Source organism: Bacillus sp. JH7 (assembly GCF_001563515.1).
GTDB classification, from domain to species: domain Bacteria; phylum Bacillota; class Bacilli; order Bacillales; family Bacillaceae_G; genus Bacillus_A; species Bacillus_A cereus.
Window position 1 is genome coordinate 3,327,784 of the sequence record NZ_LPUS01000001.1, and the last position, 17,470, is coordinate 3,345,253.

The window sequence follows — 17,470 nt, forward strand, 5'->3', positions numbered from 1 at the left end:
AGACAAATGCTTTAGCTTAGCACTCAAGGGCGATGTTCGTCGACGTGAACCATCGGTTTTCAGCAACCACCGACTCTCTGTGAGGCTTCACAATCAACTACTCCTCCCTATCAACGCTTTCTTATGTTAAAAAAGTTGTTATCCAACTTTATTTTCTTCGTAAATTTTCTCTCCATCTTCTACAACTAACTTACGAAACTCTTTTAATAAACGGTTCGTATGTGGACCTGTTTGCCCTAAGCCAATCGTTCTACCATCTACTGTCGTAACAGCAATCACTTCAGCAGCTGTTCCTGTTAAAAACACTTCATCAGCTACATATACATCATGTCTTGTAAATAACTCTTCTCTTACGTCATACCCAAGTTTTTCGCCGATTTCTAAAATGGCGTTTCGTGTAATACCTTCTAACGCTCCAGCAGAACTTGGTGGTGTAATTAATTTATTTCCTTTAACAATAAACACGTTATCTCCTGATCCTTCAGCTACATATCCTTGATCATTTAACATAAGTGCTTCTTGTACTCCAGCTAATTTCGCTTCAATACGAACTAAAATATTGTTTAAGTAATTTAAAGATTTTACTTGAGGGGATAAAACATCGGGACGATTTCGGCGCGTTGCAACTGTTACAACTGGAATCCCTTTCTCATAATATTCTTGTGGGAATAAAGATAATTGTTCTGCAATTACTACTACATTCGGCTTCTTACATGAATCGGGATCCAATCCAAGATTTCCTGCTCCTCTTGATACAACAAGGCGAATGTATCCATTAGATAATTTATTTTGTCGAATCGTCTCAACAACAATATTTGTTACTTCATCTAATGAATATGGAATTTCTAAAAGGATTGATTTTGCTGATTCATACAGCCGGACAAGATGCTCTCTCAAACGGAAAACATTACCGCTATAAACTCTAATTCCTTCAAACACTCCATCGCCATATAAATAGCCATGATCATATACTGAAACTTTTGCCTCATCTTTTGGAACAAATTCTCCATTTAAGAAAATCCATTGCTCATTCACTAGAAGCGCCTCCTATGTTCTATGAATTTTTTATTGTTTCCTAGTTTACTCTCCTTTCTAAATAAATCAAGTGAATTTTTAGAAAATTTATAATTTTTATTCGTACGTACTTCTTTGCTTATACTGATTTAACAACATTGTTAACGTTTACAAAAAAGTCAAAAATTTTTTCGCCAATTTCCACTAAAAAAAATATTTGTTTAAAAGAAGGATTTTCATCAATTGATACGAATCTATTGTATTCAATAAACGGACGTCCTATTTTATAAATCTGGGAATATATAACGACTTTTGCTGAAAAAGGGGGAAAATAACAAAAATAGCGCTGTCTAAAAATAACATTCATATTTTTCATTTCGTAATCATAATCCTATTTTTAAAAAACAATTTGTCAAAATAAAGGAGGAAATAAATATGGCGTGTGTACAAATTAAAGGAACGAGACAAGAGGTAGTAGAAATGCTGCAATTATTTGATCTAATGGATACGAAAGGTTTTTGTAAATTCGATAATTACGTAGAGGTAGAACCAAATACGAAAGACCATAATCATTTTATTGCTTCAATCGACATCCATTCAAATACTTCTTCAGCACAAGATACATTAAACGATCAATTCGTTAGTCAAATGCTTACTGGCGTATATAACGACTAAAAAAAGATTTATACTTCCTACCGTCTTTTCATAAATATATGCAGTGAACTTGAGCATACTAGCAATTAGATGGTAGGAGGTGATAATTATGGCTAGAATTGGCGTTGAAAACTCATTAACAGACGTTCAACAAGCTCTTCAACAACAAGGTCATGAAGTTGTTACACTTAACTCAGAACAGGATGCACAAGGGTGTGATTGTTGCGTTGTAACTGGGCAAGATTCTAATGTGATGGGCATTGCAGATACATCAATTAAAGGATCAGTCATTACAGCTCACGGTTTAACAACGGATGAAATTTGTCAACAAGTTGAAAGTCGCACTTAAAAAATGAAAGAGGACCCCTTTTAAAAGGAGTCCTCTTTTTTATATTCACCTAACGGGAAAGTAACATATACTGGATGAAAGCCCTACCTCTCTCTCATCATTACGGTTCCACTGACCGCTCCTTGATTCACTAGTATACATATATAGCTTACAAATACAATTTATAGGGTTTGTTCACAAAAGTTGTTGATAAAATTACCCGATCTTTCGCAAACTTTTCGTATTGCATTCATAAGAGATATTTACTTTACACTAGCTGTAACCGAGACACGAATTAAAATTCTAACACCAATACAATAACTTGTCAACTTTTTTCCGCAAATTAAAAACAGACATTAACGGTTTGTCTGTTTTAGAATGGAGCTTTTTCTTTTATTACATATACAACAAAGCCGCTTACTAACATAAATAAGCCAACTACTAAGTTTTTGATATTAATCATAAATTCCTCTCCCTTATTCCACACATCATATATATTTACATTTCAATTATTCCGATCATCCTAAAGCGCACTTTTTCTAATATATCATAATTCCTAAAAAATGCAAGTTCACTTTTGACGACCATTCACAAATTTATCTACAGTGCTTGGTACAGTATTTAAAGCCTTTTCAATTAAATGTGTACTGCTGTTGAGATGTAATACTTGCACCCCATTAGAACCAACTACTAAAAAAGCTACTGGACTAATGGAAACCCCAGCCCCGCTTCCTCCTCCAAATGGATGCCCTTGTTTGTTCTCTTTATGCTGATTTTGCCCACCGTTATGTTTTTCAGTGATGAAATCCCCTTTAAAATCACTTCCACCAGCTCCAAAACCAAAAGCCACTTGAGATACTGTTAATACTACATTTCCGTCAGCTGTTGAAACCGGGCTCCCAACAATTGTATTTACATCTACCATCTCTTTTAAATTTGTCATTGCCGTTTTCATTAAATTTTCAATTGGATGTTCCATTATGTATTGCACCCTTTCCTCATTATTCCTTTTTATATTTTCCAAAATAGAGAAAGTCATACTAACTTTTCCTATTTCAAAAAAACATTTTCCTTCTTTTAAAAGATACTACTCCCTGTACATGCTCCGGTATAGTGAAACTTTAATCAGTGGGATGTGTACGTAGCTCGACTCCCACAAATAGCGGGATAAAAAAGAAAAAGAGATACATACTACTATTGAACCTTGTTATGAAAGGAGTCATGACTTTGACTGAGAAATTTGATGATTATAAAAAAAGAGATAGAATAGATAGTGATTATAGTGACTATAAAGAAGAGTACGCCGCTGAGGTTGCACCACAACGCATTGATTATGATTACGATGATAAAGACGATAAAGATGTTGTAAAATCGTCCGCTGCTGGATCAACTGCTGGTTTTATCGCTCTTGCGCTATCTATCTTATCGCTATTTACATTTCCAACACTATTTGGTCTTGTTTCTGTTTTACTCGGTATTTACGCTTATAATCGCGGCGCTACTGTAACTGGCGGTATCGCTGCAGTTGTCGGTGGAATTGCTGCACTTATCGCAATTTTATTCCGAGTAGCACTTATTGGTCTATTGTTCTCCCTGTTCTAAAAAAGAAAAAGGTATCTCGCTTAACGCGGGATACCTTATCCTGTAAACACATCTTCCGATGGATATTTTATTTTTTGTTTTGCTGGTCGCGCTAAAGAGAACACAAGTGTTAATGGTCCAATTAATCCGCAGAACATAACAAACATAATAATACATTTTCCGAATGCCGATAGCTTTGCAGTAATTCCCATCGTTAATCCGACTGTGCCAAACGCTGATATTGTCTCAAATAATAATTGAATAAAGCTGAAGTTTTCTGTAAGCATTAATATGAATACCGCTGCTAAAATAAGTATTTGACTGGCAACAGCAATCGCTAAGGCCCTCGTTACTGTCGACATTTTAATTGTACGCTGAAATAAAACAATTTCCTCCTTTTTTCTAAAGAAAGAAAGGACAGATGTAATTAAGATAACAAACGTCGTTAATTTAATTCCTCCACCTGTCGATACACTTCCTGCACCAATAAACATTAAAATCATCGTAAATAATATAGATGATTCTTCCATACCTCCATAGTCAACCGTATTAAATCCAGCTGTCCGCGGAGTAATACCTTGAAAGAAGGAAGCCCATAGTTTTTCATTTAAAGATAAACTCCCTAACGTCTTCACATTATTATATTCCAATACAAAAATCACAATCATTGCTATAACATTTAGTACTACTGTTCCAATAATCATTATTTTTGAGTGAAGTGATAATTTTCGAAAACTGCGACTATACCATATATCAATTAATACGGTAAAACCGAGTCCACCAATTACAATTAAAGAGCAAATCCCAATATTAATAATGGGATCCCCTACATATCTTGTTAAATTATCTGGCCATAAAGCAAACCCTGCATTATTATAAGATGCAATTACATGAAAAATACTATAGTATAAACCTTTTCCAAAACCAAACTCTGGAATAAAGCGAAACGATAAAAAGATGACCCCAATAAGTTCAATACAAATCGAAAATATAAAGACACGCTTTACTAATTTTACAAGACCACCTATATTTGTTTGATTAAATGCTTCTCCAATTAATAAACGATGGCGTAATCCGATTTTTTTACCTAGTACCCAAACAATTAAAATGGCAATTGTCATAAGGCCTAGACCACCTGTTTGAATTAAAAACATAATAACAATTTCGCCAAACATCGTAAATGTACTTGCTGTATCCACTACTCCCAAACCAGTTACGGTCGCTGCCGACGTTGCTGTAAAGAAAGCATCTACCCAACTAATATGTACTTTCGTTGCGAATGGTAATTTTAATAACAAACCGCCAACCACAATTAAGCAGAAAAAGCCTAATGCTAATATTTGTGGTGGGTTTAATCGTATAAGACGATTATACAGCCCTTGTTTTTTTGTTACGTTCATATCACTAACTCCCTTATTAAAGTGAAGCTTCCCCTCATACAATAAAAAGCTTTTTAAAAGCCCTTAAATAATTGGGACAAACCTTATATTCTCATAATATAGTTGAGCATAATCTTTTTTTTCATAGATTACAACTTTTATTTATATTCAGATTCCTTTTCGTTTTATGCTGGAAAACTCTATATCCTAATTCTATATTGCTAGCAATAACAATTTCATATGTACTATCTTTCAAATCCCCATATCTTTCACTCTATGTTCACATAGAGGTCACATCCACCTTTTATAGTATATGTATCGAAGCTGTTCCTCCCTAATTTATAAGACATTCCCCAGTGTCTTTGAATAGCTTCCATCCCTAATTAAATTGACATAAATTGTCCCCTTCCATTGACCATCTTATAAATGATGGTCTTATTTTTTTGTCTTTCTATCTTTTATTTAAAACTCCCTCTCTCTTTCACTCTATGTTCACACAGAGGTCACATCTACCTTTTATAGTATATGTATCGAAGTTGTTCCTCCCTAATTTATAAGACATTCCCCAGTGTCTTTGAACAGCTTCCATCCCTAATTAAATTGACATAAATTGTCCCCTTCCTTGACCATCTTATAAATGATGGTCTTATTTTTTTGTCTTTCTACCTTTTATTTAAAACTCCCTCTCTCTTTCACCCTATGTTCACATGAGAGTCACACCTACCTTTTATAGTATATGTATTGAAGTTGTTCCTCCCTAATTTATAAGACATTCCCCAGTGTCTTTGAACAGCTTCCATCCCTAATTAAATTGACATAAATTGTCCCCTTCCTTGACCATCTTATAAATGATGGTCTTATTTTTTTGTCTTTCTACCTTTTATTTAAAACTCCCTCTCTCTTTCACCCTATGTTCACATGAGAGTCACACCTACCTTTTATAGTATATGTATTGAAGTTGTTCCTCCCTAATTTATAAGACATTCCCCAGTGTCTTAAAGCAACTTCCATCCCTAATTAAATTGACATAAATTGTCCCCTTCCCTAGACCATCCTATGTGATGGTCTATTTTATTTTCCAAACACAAAATCAGTCTATCTACACCTAAAAACCAAAAATTCAGAAAATATTGTTAAATTAGGGATTTTTTCGGTATAATTACTTTAGAAAGAAATTTCACAAAAACAAAAGGGGGGATTTTATTGAAACAAACAAAAGCAATCTTAATCGCATTATTTCTAGGTCTAGTTGTTGGACTCACTCTAAATTTAGCTGCTCCATCTATCTTTGAGCCACTAAATCAATATGTGTTCAACCCAATTGGTCAATTGTTTATTCGACTTATTAAAATGCTAGTTGTTCCTGTTGTGTTCATTTCTATCGTACTTGGTGCTGCCGGCCTTGGAGATCCGAAACAACTTGGAAGAATCGGTTTAAAATCAATTTCATTCTTTCTCGTAACAACTGCGGTTGCCATCTCTATAGCGGTTACATTTGCACTTATTATAAAACCAGGAGCTGGCGGTAATTTTAAAACAGAAGGTCTTAAGTATGAAGGTGCAAAAACTGAAACATCTTTCGTTGACACATTGCTAAATATCGTACCAGATAACCCAGCAAAAGCGATGGCTGACGGAAACATGTTACAAATCATTGCCTTTGCCGTATTGATTGGACTCGGTATAGCTATTTTAGGAAAACGAGTTCAAGGTATCCATTCATTACTTGAACAGGGCAACGAATTAATGATGTATCTTGTTAATCTCGTTATGAAATTAGCCCCAATTGGAACATTCGGTTTGCTCGCTTCATCCGTTGGTAAAATGGGGCTTGCAGGCGTCGCTGCGATGTTCAAGTATATGATTGTCGTTATGTTAGTACTCATTATTCACGGGGTCTTTGTATATGGTGGCTTATTAAAGGTATTAGCAAAAGAAAATATTGTTCGTTTCTTTAAACATTTCGGACCAGTAATGGCAATTGGATTTAGTACATCTAGCTCTAATGCATCGCTTCCATTTGCAATGAAAACAGCACAAGATAAGCTTGGCGTTCCAAAAGCGATAAGCTCATTTGTACAACCACTAGGGGCAACTATTAATATGGATGGTACTGCCATTATGCAAGGAGTAGCCACTGTATTTATCGCTCAAGTATACGGAGTTGAACTTACATTACCGCAATTAGCTATGGTCGTATTAACTGCTGTACTAGCTAGTATCGGTACTGCTGGTGTACCTGGTGTTGGACTTGTAATGCTTACAATGGTTTTAAATCAAGTAAATCTACCAGTAGAAGGTATCGCTTTAATTATCGGTATTGACCGTATTCTAGATATGTCTAGAACAGCTGTAAACATTTCTGGGGATGCAATTTGCGCAATGATTGTCGCAAAATCAGAAGAAAAATATAATACGGATCAATCGGCAGCATCGTAAATCAAAAAAGGAGTGAATTAATTCACTCCTTTTTTGATTTACTCCCTTTTTTAGAACGATATTCTTTCCCTTTATTATCATTACCAGTTTCAAATTCAGTGCTAAATTCCTGATTAAACTGGCCGGACTTTGGTGATCCTTGATTACCGCTCCCTTTACTACCGTTACGATTCGTCATATTTCTCCCTCCTTCCTTGTATTAGTAGTATGGCGCTCTATCTTTTTTCATACACATTTTATTTATTAACATCTATTACACACGAAAGAAGATCTCCCATATATAAGGAAGACCTTCTATTTTATCACGTAAGCGTTTTCTTGTTTATAATCACTTAAATAAGTTTTTTAGAAATTGAAATCATTACATTCATTTCATCTTCTGAAAGTGCAGAGAATCTTTCTTGTAAATATTGTTTTTTCGCATCTTCCATTTTCGCAACTAAATCTTTCCCTTGTTCTGTAATCTCTAAATACACAACTCGGCGATCTGATGTAGAACGTGAACGAGTTACAAAACCTTTATTAATTAATTTTTCTGTAACAGCTGTAATATGACTATTCGACACATTTAATTCATTTGCTACACGCGATACCATTTCTTTATTCGTACGATTTAATATTCTTAGGACGATGAATTCATTCCACGGTATGTAACCACCGAATATTTTTCCGATATCATTACGCAACGTGCGAAACATAGCAAACACATTTGTCGATAGTTCTTCCATTAATTGCTCTCGATTTTGAGACAACATTGACAGCTCCTTTTATTTCATTTAGTTAAATAAAAACCTTATTAATAATTTTACATGAAATCTTACTTTTTGTCACCTTATTTTCCCATAATTCGTAGTTTTTTAATATGTATTTCATGATAAAATGAAGTCAACTTCCAGAAAAAGGGGTATTTTAATGCATGAGGAGGATAGGTTCTCAAATCTCAGCCTAAAAGATAAAACAATTATCATTAGTATTATTGCTCTTTTTCTCATTATAGTTTTTACATTTATATTTTTTGTATATGTAGGAATCTTTCAAATTACAGGTATAGCGTATAGTTCACGTACTGCTTTACTTCTCTTTTTTTTATTAATCACTTTCTTAGATGGTATTACATTATTTATTTTCAGTTTCTTCAAAGCACTGCTATATCCATTGACTCAAAACATGCCAAATTGGATTTCTCTCACTCTTTTCTCATTCATTGAAATTACACTAGATTGGTTCGTCATTCATACTGCTGATGATTGGATAGAAAGCGTACAAATGTCCAACTTAACTGAATTATGTGTCGTACTATTCTTTTTTCTATTAAATAAATTATTAAGTGACAAGAAAGAGTAAGAATACAAGCTTTTCTATATAAAAATTGGTACAATGAAAGCAAATCGTACTAAAGAGGTGTTAATTATGAACTTACAACAATGGGCTGATAAAGGTATGTCCTTTGATACATATGTGAATGAAATGCAAGTAAACCAATACGAGCTACTACACATTTACAATAATTTTTTAATTCCAAATGAATTACTTCCTGTATTAGAAGAACGTCAAAATGATGGCTGGCGTGTTATCGTATTAACTGCTGATTGGTGTGGCGATGCTCTTTTATGCGTACCTGTTATGAAACGAATTTCTGAAGTTGCAAATATTGATATGCGTTTATTAATTCGCGATGAAAACTTAGAATTAATGGATCAATATTTAACAAATGGCACAGCACGTGCGATTCCAATCTTTATTTTCATTGATAAAGATGGAAATGAACAAGCCGTCTTTGGACCACGCGCTCCAAAAGTACAAGAATTAGTAACTTCAATGCGCGCTACATTACCTGAAAAAGAAGATCCAACATTCGAAGAAAAACAAAAAGAAATGTATGCTAATTTCCGTGCTACATTAGCTGATGATACTTCTCTTTGGGAACATGTAATGGAAAACATGATAGAAAAATTAGTAAAATAAAAACCTGCCGAGCTCGGCAGGTTTTTATTTTACATAATGAAGAAATAGAATACCGCAGCTAAAATGAAACGATAATAAGCGAACGGTGTTAGTTTTACACGAGATAATAATTTCAAGAATGAAACAATTGCAAGCATCGCAACAACGAATGCAGTTACAAATCCTGTTACAAATAGCGTTATATCTGCTGAGCTTAATACATCCCAGCTTTTAATTAAATCTAAGCCACTTGCAGCTACCATCATCGGTACCGCTAAAATGAACGTATATTCAGCTGCCGCTGTATGCGACACGCGAGCTAATAAACCACCACTTATTGTAGAACCAGAACGAGAAAATCCTGGCCAAAGAGCTAAACATTGGAACATTCCAATTGTAAATGCCTGTTTATATGTGATTTCATCTAACGTTCTTGCTGTACTTGGTTTCGAAAACTTCTCAGCAACAATCATTAAAATACCACCGGCTACTAAGCTAATAACAACTGGCCCTGGACCAAATAAAACCTCTTTAATAGTGCTATGGAATAATACGCCAAGTACCCCGGCAGGAATCATCCCGATAATAATATGTAATAAATTTAACGATGGTCCGTCTGTTACTTTACCTATTCCAACTAACGACCATAGACGCTTCCAAAATATAACAACAACTGCTAAAATCGATCCCAATTGGATAACAACTTCAAAAACTTTCGCTCTCTCATCGTCAAATCCAATTAAATGTCCTGTTAAAATCATATGTCCTGTTGATGATACTGGTAGAAACTCTGTTAACCCTTCAACAGCACCCATGATTAAACCAATTAACCAATCAGCCACAAGTAGTGCCTCCTTAATAACAAATAATATGTAATTTTTTCACACCTTATCATAATACCTTATCCCTTTTCAAAGTGCATCCTTTTTTTATTGGTTTCATATGTTGTAGGCGCGTATTTCTTTTCTAATCTTTGATTAAATTGTATGATAGTAAGAGTTTGTTTTTTTATACGGAAAGGGGATTTTATGAAAGAAACTACTTCATTCTCACAAAAGTTAAAGCAATTTGTATTACTATTTTTTCCGATTTTCGTAACGCAAATGTCATTATTTGCGATGAGTTTTTTTGATACAACAATGTCAGGACATGCAAGCCCGACTGATTTAGCAGGTGTCGCAATTGGAACAAGTATATGGATTCCAGTTAGTACTGGGTTAACAGGGATTTTAATGGCCACGACTCCCATTGTTGCCCAGCTCGTTGGATCCAAGAAAAAAGAGGACGTTCCTCACGTTGTCATACAAGCAGTTTATTTAGCAATTTGTGCTAGCTTCGTTGTTATCCTCATCGGTTTCTTCGTCGTTTCACCTATTTTAAACGGCATGCGCTTAGAAGAACCTGTGGAACGTATTGCAGCTCAATTTTTAAGTATTATCGCAATAGGAATTATACCTTTATTCACTTACACGGTTTTACGTGGATTTATTGATGCATTAGGAAAAACTCGAACAACGATGATTATTACATTACTATCATTACCAATTAACGTAATATTAAATTACTTATTAATCTTTGGTAACTTCGGTTTCCCAAAGCTTGGTGGTGTCGGAGCGGCAATTGCTTCCACTGCAACATATTGGTGCATTTTAATTATTACAGTCATTATTATTCAGACGAAGGAGCCTTTTGCCTCTTTCAACATTTTCAAACAATTATACCGCCCTTCTCTTTCGAGTTGGACAACATTCTTAAAGCTTGGCGTCCCTATCGGATTTGCTATCTTTTTTGAAACGAGTATTTTCGCTGCGGTAACGCTTATGATGAGTAATTTTAGTACGACAACTATTGCAGCTCACCAAGCAGCTATGAACTTTGCTTCCTTGTTATATATGACTCCGCTAAGTTTAGCAATGGCAATGACTATTGCGGTCGGATTCGAAGTTGGTGCAAAACGTTTCGATAATGCAAAACAATACGGACTGATTGGAATTGGATTAGCCCTTGCCTTTGCTTTATTATATTCAATTCTTCTCTACTTCTTTGATGATCAAATTGCTTCTATTTATACGACAGATGCAAAAGTTCATCATTTAGCAAAAGAATTTCTTATCTTTGCGATTTTATTTCAAATTTCAGATGCAATTGCAACCCCTGTACAAGGAGCTCTGCGTGGTTATAAAGATGTAAATGTCGCTCTAATTATGACTTTAATTGCTTATTGGATAATAGGTCTACCACTAGGTTATATATTAGCAACGTATACAGAATGGGCCGCAAAAGGCTATTGGATCGGTCTTATTATCGGTCTAGCATTTGGCGCTGCCTTCCTACTTATCCGTCTCTTTCAAGTACAACGAAAATATACAACACAAAACAGCCGCTAATAATAAAGCGGCTGTTTTCTTTATGCATATTTTTTCTTGTAACGTATAATATAATGAACAAGAAAGGTGGGTACATATGGACGACAAAGAAAAAAAGCAATCATTCGATGAAGAATTTGCCCCTGAAATTTCACCTGGATATCGGCAAGATGTACATAAGCCACCTAAATATAAAAACACTTCGTTTTTAATGGGCATTACCATTTTCGCTGCTGTATTACTCATACTTATCATTTTCGTTTATTTTTGATGAAAGGTGGCCTATTATATGAAGAAACAAGATTCCAATCGTTCAAAAAGAACTGTTAAAACACAAAAAGGATATGCAGGAGATTCTGTTCATACCCTTAAACAAGTCGAGCAAGGAAATTTATATATTGCTCAAAAAGAACTTGGTCAACAAAATGAAAATCTTTAAAGGCCCTTTATTCCTTGAGGGCCTTTTTATTCCGCATTAAGTAGTACACACCCCAAAATGTTCTATTGAGCAATGAATTTCCTTTATTGTACGCGCTGCTTTTGTTCTAGCACCATAAATATATTATTAACCTTTACAATTTTCACTTCATAATTCAATTTCATTTCGCTTCTCTTACCATTTTCAGTACCCGCAACGTACGCTACAGCTTGATAAAGAAAACTCTCATCGGTCTCTTCACGTATCTCCTCGTTTGTAAATTTATACTCTAAATCTCGAAAACGATTTGGATAATAATTTCCCATTAATTGTTCATACCCTCTATTTAAAAATAGTTCTTCACCTTTTCGTTTCATATCTTCTTTATTAGTAGACCCAAACACTGATAGTTGCTCGGTCACAAAATGCTCTCCTACCTTTTTCATTTCATTATGAGTTAAAGTTCCTATACTTTTGTTCTGTAATCCCTTGTTTAATCCGTACTGATCAATCGGTTTATAGCTAGCGAAAACCGCCTCTTTATATGACCAAAACAATCCAAAAGCGATACATAGAGAAGTGATTAATAGTCTTTTCTTCGTAATACTCCCGCCCTTCTTCATAATGATAGCTATATTTTAACATATAGAAAGAAAATTCTGATATCATAAAGTGGAATAACTTAACTTAGAAATGAGGAACAATTATGGACTCTTACAAACATTATATAAAAGAAGCTTTGCCTAATCTTTCTATACATTCATATAAACAAAATGAAGAAGGATGGGATAATGTAGCAGTTATAGTAAATGATGAGCTACTGTTTCGTTTCCCGCGAAAACAGGAATATGCGATGCGAATTCCGTTAGAAAAAGAACTATGCGCAATTCTCAATCAATCACTACAAGAAATCGAAGTTCCACAATATCACCTAATTTATAAAAATGAATCTGATGAGGTTCCTCCTCTTTGTAGTTACTATACTCTCATTCATGGTGAACCATTAAAAACAGACACAGTTGCCACGCTGGAGGATCCAGAGCTGAAAGCAATTATTACACAATTAGCTACTTTCCTTGCGGTACTACATAGCATTCCTTTACACCAAGTTACAACGCTATGTTTCCCTATTGAAAAAACATGTACCTACTGGAAAGAGCTACAAACAAAATTAAACCAATATCTCACTACTAGCCTTACTTCATTACAGAAACTAGCCTTAAATCGCTTATTTGAAAGTTTCTTTGCATGTTTAGCTACATCCACTTTTCAAAACACAATCATTCACGCTGATTTTACTCATCATCACATTTTATTTAACAAGCATAACAAAAGCATTTCAGGTGTTATCGATTTTGGTGATGCGCAAATTGGCGATCCTGCTTTTGATTTTGCAGGACTATATTATGATTTCGGACATGAGTTTACTACATCTGTATATGAACAGTACAGTACACTTATTTCTCATCATGATCCATTTCTCATTCATCGCATTACTATCTTCTATCAATACAGTCCTTTACTACATAATATTATTTATAACTTTGAGTCAGAGAATAAACTCGAATTCATTACAGGCACAGAACAGCTAAAAACGATATTACAGGGATGAGATTACATTCTCTCCCTATATACTCTCTCCTCATACAACATTAACTTTTTATCCATTTCAACAATGACTTTATACAGTTGAAATGCTTGTAAAATTTGCAGTTGAATTTCAAAAGGAGCATTCTGTTCTTTTAACCACTGAAATACTTTCGTTTCATCTTTCATTGATTATTCCTCCCTTTATTAAAATCTGCTACAAATATACGGTAAATGATGAAAAGCTTTTCATGTCAACAACAAAAAAGGATGCAAAGTTGCATCCTTTAATGTACGATATTTTTCTTCTGCTCCGCTTCTTTCTTTACTTCTTCCCCTTGGCATTCACTACGAAATGCACAACTTATACACTCAGAACGAAAATGACGCTCTGTATAATGCTCAGGTTGTTGCAACATTTCTTTCATTCTAGATAAATCAGCCATTCCAGTTATAATATCTTCCTGTTTTGGAATGTACTCATACTTAGTTCCTTCTATTAAATTAATAACTTCAATCTTTCCTGGAAGAACGCCGAAAGCTTTATAACTGAATACTGTCATTAGCTTCTGACAAAGAGCAAGCATTTCCTCATCCGCATCGACGACATACTTTTTAATTACAAACGACCCAGCACTCCACTCACCAACTTCAAATGTCAATGACATGTGGACACCTAACTCTTCCATATATGTTTGAAACTTCTCGTATAAAAACAATGGTGGTGTCTGACTATCATCCTTTTCAACAAACTGTAATAAGTGATCCGTTAGCTTAGCTAATACAATATAGTACTCCGTCTTCGAAGCAAACATATTAATCCTTACTTTTTTCCAATACTTTTCTATTAATATTAAAAGTACAATTTTCGTTTGTTGACCCGCAGGTAGCGTGTAATACTCGTTAATAATTTGATTGACAATCATTTGTGCTATTTGTTGCCATTCAAATGAAGAAGGTTCTCTTCTTTTTATATGACGAAAATAAAATTTATGCGGACAACGCATAAAATCATACAAATGATAATCTGTCATCGTTTTGATTGAGATTTTCTCATGCACTTGCTCTTCATCTCCCTTCTGCCATTAAGAAAGGTGTTTTACAAATTCAGCTCCAAACTGTAAACATTTTTCTACATCTTCATCTTCTGGCGTTAATTCTACTTTTAGTCCTTCTAACACAACTGCTGCCCCGCGCTCTTGTAGCTTTTCTATTAAAATGTCAACTGCCACTCCGTATTTCGGATAAGCCGAATCACATGATCCGAATACTGCCGCTTTTTTCCCAGTTAAATCAATAGAATCCATTGCATCATAAAAATCTAAGAAATCATCAGGAAGATCACCATCTCCCCAAGTGTATGCACCTAAAATAATTCCATCATACTGTTCTAATATAGAAGCTTCTGGTGAATCCATAATATCAATAACTTCAATTTCATTTTCTGTTTCACGAATTACGCCGGCAATGTGGTCAGCCATTTCCTCGGTATTTCCACTCATACTTGCAAAAATCATTACTAACTTACTCAACTGAACCTCTCCCTTTACTTTGTATCTCTTTTTCTGTTTGAATGCTCTTCTTCTCATCTACATATTCAGACCGAATTACATTTCTTTGCCATTCCATATGCTGATCAACATCTTTATCTTTATTTTTATCTTTTAATCCCCTCCGCAGAAGGTGAAAATTTTTTCTCATTAACATGTCGCATCCATCCTATTGATAATAATTATCAATTTCAACTACTTTTAGATTAATTGACATTGATTATCAATGTCAACAACTATTTTTTAAAAAATGATTAAAATGTACAAGCTTGTCCGTTAGCTATTCATATACTATGAATGAGCATAGTTCTTTCTCAGCCCTCTCTGACGGAAAGAAATAAAAGCAACTGCAATAGAGTGCAGTTGCCTTTTTTTGTTTTTCTATGATTTTAGTAATCTTATAGTCGTCTCTAAAAATAGCTCCACTCCACAAATTAATGCTGATTCATCCACATCAAATTTCGGATGATGATGTGGATAACAAGTATATATATTTTCATTACCTGTTCCTAATTTAATGAAACAACCGGGTGCTTTTCTTAAATATGCTGAAAAATCTTCCCCACCCATAGAAGGTTCAAGCTTCACAACACGCTCATTCCCAAACAAATGTAGTGCACTTTCTTCTACTATTTTCGTAATATATTCATCATTAATAACCGGATCATATCCATATCGATACGTATATGTATACGATCCTCCATGTGCTTCTGTAATTCCTTTCACAATTTTCTCGATTTTCCCTTCTGCTTCCACCCTCAATGCTTGATTAAATGAACGAACGGTTCCCATTAAAGTTGCTGTACTAGGAATAATATTGTCAGCCGTTCCCCCATGAAATTGTGTAACTGAAATAACCCTTTGCATAAAAGCACTCGTATTTCTTGATACGATATGTTGTAAATTTGTAATAATCTGTGCTCCGATAGCAATAGGGTCTATCGTTTCTTCTGGCCGCGCCGCATGTCCTCCTTTGCCTTGAATTTCAACTGTAAATACGTCTGGTGCCGCCATCATCGGCCCATACGCAATTCCTACCTTTCCGCTTTCCAATCCAGACATAACATGTAAACCTATTACATAATCAACACCGTCCATTACACCTGCCTCAACCATTTCTTGTCCCCCGCCAGGATACACCTCTTCTGCGTGCTGAAAGAATAGACGAATCTCACCTGCAAAATCTTCCTTTATATTTGATAACACCTCTGCTGTGCTTAATAAAATAGCTGCGTGAGCATCGTGCCCACATGCATGCATCATTCCTTTATTCACAGATGTATAAGATTTACTTGTCTCCTCTTGAATTGGCAAAGCATCTATATCAGCTCGAATCGCAATTACTTTCCCTTGCTTCACACCTCTTTTAATTGCTAGTACACTATACTTCGTCGGTCTCGTTACTTCAAAAGAAGAAAATGAGCATAATGTATCATATATAAATTGCGAAGTTTCTTTTTCATGAAATGATAATTCCGGATACTTATGGAAGTGCCTTCTCCATTTCACGATATTTTCTTCCGAAATTAGATTCTTCCACACTCTATTCATGATAATTTCCTCCTTTTCAAAAGAACTAGAAATTTAAAAGTTTACTCCGTCTTGAATGATTAATAAAAACAAATACTGTATTTTTACGTATTCTTATAGTCCACTTTTATGTATTCACACAATCCACTTTCTATTTACATGTCAAACCCATTACAAATTCATACTGAATGTAATATAATTGCTAAGTTAGGGATTTTCTTTTTTAGTATTTAGTGCTAATATCAAAAAAGAGCCTTTTGACTTATTTTTACCTAAAATGTGGGATTTTGTTTTTTTCACAATAATGTAGGACATGATACCTACAAAGAGCTATTATTTCATTAAGAGAGGGAAAGACATGGAAAGATTAAAAGAGATATGGTCTCGACCACTCACACAATGGGTTGCAAAGACGGTTTATTATCTTGCAATTTTATTTGCATTACTTTGGTTGTATGGATTCCATGATACAAACACAAGTACATTTATTTACAATGAATTCTAGGGTGGGAACGTTATGAAGTTATTAGAACAAATTGAAAAGTGGGCTGCAGAAACGCCTGATCAAACCGCTTTTGTTTGGCGAGATGCGAAAATTACGTACAAACAATTAAAGGAAGATTCTGATGCGTTAGCACATTGGATTTCTTCTGAGTATCCAGACGATCGTTCACCAATTA

25 protein-coding genes, 1 pseudogene and 1 other annotated feature (1 of these 27 cut by a window edge) are annotated in these 17,470 nt (G+C 34.6%); of the genes and pseudogenes, 12 read left to right on the forward strand and 14 right to left on the reverse strand.

Annotated features, from left to right (window positions below; genetic code table 11):
* Nucleotides 1–123, reverse strand: a binding site (T-box leader); it reaches 105 nt to the left of the window's first position.
* Between the two features lie 15 nt (nucleotides 124–138).
* Nucleotides 139–1,035, reverse strand: coding sequence for a branched-chain-amino-acid transaminase (ilvE, locus tag AU379_RS16695; protein ID WP_001005487.1), 897 nt, complete (start codon nucleotides 1,033–1,035; stop codon nucleotides 139–141).
* Between the two features lie 118 nt (nucleotides 1,036–1,153).
* The gene (locus AU379_RS16700) at nucleotides 1,154–1,390 is read right to left on the reverse strand and encodes a hypothetical protein (RefSeq protein WP_000794204.1); all 237 of its coding nucleotides are present in this window, start codon (nucleotides 1,388–1,390) and stop codon (nucleotides 1,154–1,156) included.
* Between the two features lie 59 nt (nucleotides 1,391–1,449).
* On the opposite strand from AU379_RS16700, the gene AU379_RS16705 reads away from it, so the two are divergent.
* Together AU379_RS16705 and AU379_RS16710 are read left to right on the forward strand one after the other, a co-directional pair.
* A complete protein-coding gene (locus tag AU379_RS16705; RefSeq protein ID WP_000752511.1) occupies nucleotides 1,450–1,689 on the forward strand; it encodes a DUF3911 family protein in 240 nt (79 codons plus the stop codon).
* Between the two features lie 88 nt (nucleotides 1,690–1,777).
* Entirely contained in the window at nucleotides 1,778–2,017 is a 240-nt protein-coding gene (locus tag AU379_RS16710; protein WP_000101022.1) for a YkuS family protein, read from the forward strand.
* A 352-nt stretch (nucleotides 2,018–2,369) separates the two neighbouring features.
* Here AU379_RS16710 and AU379_RS16715 read toward each other — a convergent pair whose 3' ends face one another.
* Both AU379_RS16715 and ytfJ read right to left on the reverse strand, forming a co-directional pair.
* The gene (locus AU379_RS16715) at nucleotides 2,370–2,459 is read right to left on the reverse strand and encodes a hypothetical protein (RefSeq protein ID WP_000608227.1); all 90 of its coding nucleotides are present in this window, start codon (nucleotides 2,457–2,459) and stop codon (nucleotides 2,370–2,372) included.
* Nucleotides 2,460–2,567: 108 nt separating this feature from the next.
* Nucleotides 2,568–3,035 (reverse strand): GerW family sporulation protein, encoded by a 468-nt coding sequence (gene ytfJ, locus AU379_RS16720; RefSeq protein WP_002061011.1) that lies wholly within the window; start codon nucleotides 3,033–3,035, stop codon nucleotides 2,568–2,570.
* A gap of 188 nt (nucleotides 3,036–3,223) precedes the next feature.
* Here ytfJ and AU379_RS16725 point away from each other — a divergent pair, with 188 nt between their 5' ends.
* Entirely contained in the window at nucleotides 3,224–3,598 is a 375-nt protein-coding gene (locus AU379_RS16725) for a hypothetical protein (protein WP_000136535.1), read from the forward strand.
* Between the two features lie 35 nt (nucleotides 3,599–3,633).
* On the opposite strand, the gene AU379_RS16730 is transcribed toward AU379_RS16725, so the two are convergent.
* Nucleotides 3,634–4,977 carry a TrkH family potassium uptake protein gene (locus AU379_RS16730; RefSeq protein ID WP_061139500.1) on the reverse strand — a complete coding sequence of 448 codons (1,344 nt, stop codon included), beginning with the start codon at nucleotides 4,975–4,977 and terminating at the stop codon, nucleotides 3,634–3,636.
* A 1,182-nt stretch (nucleotides 4,978–6,159) separates the two neighbouring features.
* Between AU379_RS16730 and AU379_RS16735 the strand changes: the two genes are divergently transcribed.
* Nucleotides 6,160–7,395 carry a dicarboxylate/amino acid:cation symporter gene (locus AU379_RS16735; protein ID WP_000814808.1) on the forward strand — a complete coding sequence of 412 codons (1,236 nt, stop codon included), beginning with the start codon at nucleotides 6,160–6,162 and terminating at the stop codon, nucleotides 7,393–7,395.
* A gap of 22 nt (nucleotides 7,396–7,417) precedes the next feature.
* On the opposite strand, the gene AU379_RS16740 is transcribed toward AU379_RS16735, so the two are convergent.
* Both AU379_RS16740 and AU379_RS16745 read right to left on the reverse strand, forming a co-directional pair.
* Entirely contained in the window at nucleotides 7,418–7,573 is a 156-nt protein-coding gene (locus tag AU379_RS16740; RefSeq protein ID WP_000184928.1) for a hypothetical protein, read from the reverse strand.
* Between the two features lie 154 nt (nucleotides 7,574–7,727).
* On the reverse strand, nucleotides 7,728–8,147 hold the full coding sequence (locus AU379_RS16745; RefSeq protein WP_000081432.1) for a MarR family transcriptional regulator: 420 nt from the start codon (nucleotides 8,145–8,147) through the stop codon (nucleotides 7,728–7,730).
* A gap of 160 nt (nucleotides 8,148–8,307) precedes the next feature.
* Here AU379_RS16745 and AU379_RS16750 point away from each other — a divergent pair, with 160 nt between their 5' ends.
* Complete coding sequence (locus AU379_RS16750) at nucleotides 8,308–8,739, forward strand: regulatory YrvL family protein (protein WP_000544068.1); 432 nt, start codon at nucleotides 8,308–8,310, stop codon at nucleotides 8,737–8,739.
* Nucleotides 8,740–8,772: 33 nt separating this feature from the next.
* A complete protein-coding gene (locus AU379_RS16755; RefSeq protein WP_114556288.1) occupies nucleotides 8,773–9,360 on the forward strand; it encodes a thioredoxin family protein in 588 nt (195 codons plus the stop codon).
* Between the two features lie 29 nt (nucleotides 9,361–9,389).
* On the opposite strand, the gene uppP is transcribed toward AU379_RS16755, so the two are convergent.
* Nucleotides 9,390–10,181: a bacitracin resistance undecaprenyl-diphosphatase gene (uppP, locus tag AU379_RS16760; RefSeq protein WP_000796256.1), complete on the reverse strand. Its 792-nt coding sequence runs from the start codon at nucleotides 10,179–10,181 to the stop codon at nucleotides 9,390–9,392.
* A 186-nt stretch (nucleotides 10,182–10,367) separates the two neighbouring features.
* Between uppP and AU379_RS16765 the strand changes: the two genes are divergently transcribed.
* The 3 genes from AU379_RS16765 to AU379_RS30615 all read left to right on the forward strand — a co-directional run bounded on the left by AU379_RS16765 (nucleotide 10,368) and on the right by AU379_RS30615 (nucleotide 12,144).
* Nucleotides 10,368–11,726: an MATE family efflux transporter gene (locus AU379_RS16765; RefSeq protein ID WP_000665553.1), complete on the forward strand. Its 1,359-nt coding sequence runs from the start codon at nucleotides 10,368–10,370 to the stop codon at nucleotides 11,724–11,726.
* A gap of 76 nt (nucleotides 11,727–11,802) precedes the next feature.
* The gene (locus tag AU379_RS16770) at nucleotides 11,803–11,976 is read left to right on the forward strand and encodes a hypothetical protein (protein WP_000341062.1); all 174 of its coding nucleotides are present in this window, start codon (nucleotides 11,803–11,805) and stop codon (nucleotides 11,974–11,976) included.
* 18 nt (nucleotides 11,977–11,994) lie between these two features.
* A complete protein-coding gene (locus AU379_RS30615) occupies nucleotides 11,995–12,144 on the forward strand; it encodes a hypothetical protein (protein ID WP_000743742.1) in 150 nt (49 codons plus the stop codon).
* Nucleotides 12,145–12,227: 83 nt separating this feature from the next.
* Here the strand turns inward: AU379_RS30615 and AU379_RS16780 are convergent, their stop codons facing one another.
* Nucleotides 12,228–12,746, reverse strand: a complete 519-nt coding sequence (locus AU379_RS16780; protein ID WP_000715263.1) for a hypothetical protein — start codon at nucleotides 12,744–12,746, stop codon at nucleotides 12,228–12,230.
* A gap of 83 nt (nucleotides 12,747–12,829) precedes the next feature.
* Here AU379_RS16780 and AU379_RS16785 point away from each other — a divergent pair, with 83 nt between their 5' ends.
* Nucleotides 12,830–13,735 (forward strand): aminoglycoside phosphotransferase family protein, encoded by a 906-nt coding sequence (locus AU379_RS16785; RefSeq protein ID WP_030024450.1) that lies wholly within the window; start codon nucleotides 12,830–12,832, stop codon nucleotides 13,733–13,735.
* 2 nt (nucleotides 13,736–13,737) lie between these two features.
* On the opposite strand, the gene AU379_RS30620 is transcribed toward AU379_RS16785, so the two are convergent.
* From AU379_RS30620 to amaA, 5 genes are all read right to left on the reverse strand, one after another.
* A complete protein-coding gene (locus AU379_RS30620; protein WP_000651084.1) occupies nucleotides 13,738–13,899 on the reverse strand; it encodes a hypothetical protein in 162 nt (53 codons plus the stop codon).
* Between the two features lie 98 nt (nucleotides 13,900–13,997).
* Entirely contained in the window at nucleotides 13,998–14,771 is a 774-nt protein-coding gene (locus AU379_RS16795; protein ID WP_000544577.1) for a hypothetical protein, read from the reverse strand.
* Nucleotides 14,772–14,795: 24 nt separating this feature from the next.
* The gene (locus AU379_RS16800) at nucleotides 14,796–15,242 is read right to left on the reverse strand and encodes a flavodoxin (RefSeq protein WP_000041153.1); all 447 of its coding nucleotides are present in this window, start codon (nucleotides 15,240–15,242) and stop codon (nucleotides 14,796–14,798) included.
* Nucleotides 15,235–15,417 carry a hypothetical protein gene (locus AU379_RS16805; RefSeq protein ID WP_000929021.1) on the reverse strand — a complete coding sequence of 61 codons (183 nt, stop codon included), beginning with the start codon at nucleotides 15,415–15,417 and terminating at the stop codon, nucleotides 15,235–15,237. The genes AU379_RS16800 and AU379_RS16805 overlap by 8 nt, the downstream gene beginning before the upstream one ends.
* 224 nt (nucleotides 15,418–15,641) lie before the next feature.
* Nucleotides 15,642–16,811 (reverse strand): N-acyl-aliphatic-L-amino acid amidohydrolase, encoded by a 1,170-nt coding sequence (gene amaA / locus AU379_RS16810; protein WP_001082785.1) that lies wholly within the window; start codon nucleotides 16,809–16,811, stop codon nucleotides 15,642–15,644.
* A gap of 337 nt (nucleotides 16,812–17,148) precedes the next feature.
* Between amaA and AU379_RS16815 the strand changes: the two genes are divergently transcribed.
* Both AU379_RS16815 and AU379_RS30315 read left to right on the forward strand, forming a co-directional pair.
* Nucleotides 17,149–17,295, forward strand: a complete 147-nt coding sequence (locus AU379_RS16815) for a teichoic acid D-Ala incorporation-associated protein DltX (RefSeq protein ID WP_000440293.1) — start codon at nucleotides 17,149–17,151, stop codon at nucleotides 17,293–17,295.
* Between the two features lie 12 nt (nucleotides 17,296–17,307).
* A pseudogene (locus AU379_RS30315) lies at nucleotides 17,308–17,470 on the forward strand (AMP-binding protein); the annotation flags it as partial.

Excerpts from the sequence above, each read along its gene's own strand:
- AU379_RS16700 (WP_000794204.1), bottom strand. The coding sequence starts at position 1,390 with ATGAAAAATATGAATGTTATTTTTAGACAGCGCTATTTTTGTTATTTT.
- AU379_RS16705 (WP_000752511.1), top strand. The coding sequence starts at position 1,450 with ATGGCGTGTGTACAAATTAAAGGAACGAGACAAGAGGTAGTAGAAATG.
- AU379_RS16710 (WP_000101022.1), top strand. The coding sequence starts at position 1,778 with ATGGCTAGAATTGGCGTTGAAAACTCATTAACAGACGTTCAACAAGCT.
- AU379_RS16715 (WP_000608227.1), bottom strand. The coding sequence starts at position 2,459 with ATGATTAATATCAAAAACTTAGTAGTTGGCTTATTTATGTTAGTAAGC.
- ytfJ (WP_002061011.1), bottom strand. The coding sequence starts at position 3,035 with ATGACTTTCTCTATTTTGGAAAATATAAAAAGGAATAATGAGGAAAGG.
- AU379_RS16730 (WP_061139500.1), bottom strand. The coding sequence starts at position 4,977 with ATGAACGTAACAAAAAAACAAGGGCTGTATAATCGTCTTATACGATTA.
- AU379_RS16740 (WP_000184928.1), bottom strand. The coding sequence starts at position 7,573 with ATGACGAATCGTAACGGTAGTAAAGGGAGCGGTAATCAAGGATCACCA.
- AU379_RS16750 (WP_000544068.1), top strand. The coding sequence starts at position 8,308 with ATGCATGAGGAGGATAGGTTCTCAAATCTCAGCCTAAAAGATAAAACA.
- AU379_RS16755 (WP_114556288.1), top strand. The coding sequence starts at position 8,773 with ATGAAAGCAAATCGTACTAAAGAGGTGTTAATTATGAACTTACAACAA.
- AU379_RS16765 (WP_000665553.1), top strand. The coding sequence starts at position 10,368 with ATGAAAGAAACTACTTCATTCTCACAAAAGTTAAAGCAATTTGTATTA.
- AU379_RS16770 (WP_000341062.1), top strand. The coding sequence starts at position 11,803 with ATGGACGACAAAGAAAAAAAGCAATCATTCGATGAAGAATTTGCCCCT.
- AU379_RS30615 (WP_000743742.1), top strand. The coding sequence starts at position 11,995 with ATGAAGAAACAAGATTCCAATCGTTCAAAAAGAACTGTTAAAACACAA.
- AU379_RS16780 (WP_000715263.1), bottom strand. The coding sequence starts at position 12,746 with ATGAAGAAGGGCGGGAGTATTACGAAGAAAAGACTATTAATCACTTCT.
- AU379_RS16785 (WP_030024450.1), top strand. The coding sequence starts at position 12,830 with ATGGACTCTTACAAACATTATATAAAAGAAGCTTTGCCTAATCTTTCT.
- AU379_RS30620 (WP_000651084.1), bottom strand. The coding sequence starts at position 13,899 with ATGAAAGATGAAACGAAAGTATTTCAGTGGTTAAAAGAACAGAATGCT.
- AU379_RS16805 (WP_000929021.1), bottom strand. The coding sequence starts at position 15,417 with ATGTTAATGAGAAAAAATTTTCACCTTCTGCGGAGGGGATTAAAAGAT.
- amaA (WP_001082785.1), bottom strand. The coding sequence starts at position 16,811 with ATGAATAGAGTGTGGAAGAATCTAATTTCGGAAGAAAATATCGTGAAA.
- AU379_RS16815 (WP_000440293.1), top strand. The coding sequence starts at position 17,149 with ATGGAAAGATTAAAAGAGATATGGTCTCGACCACTCACACAATGGGTT.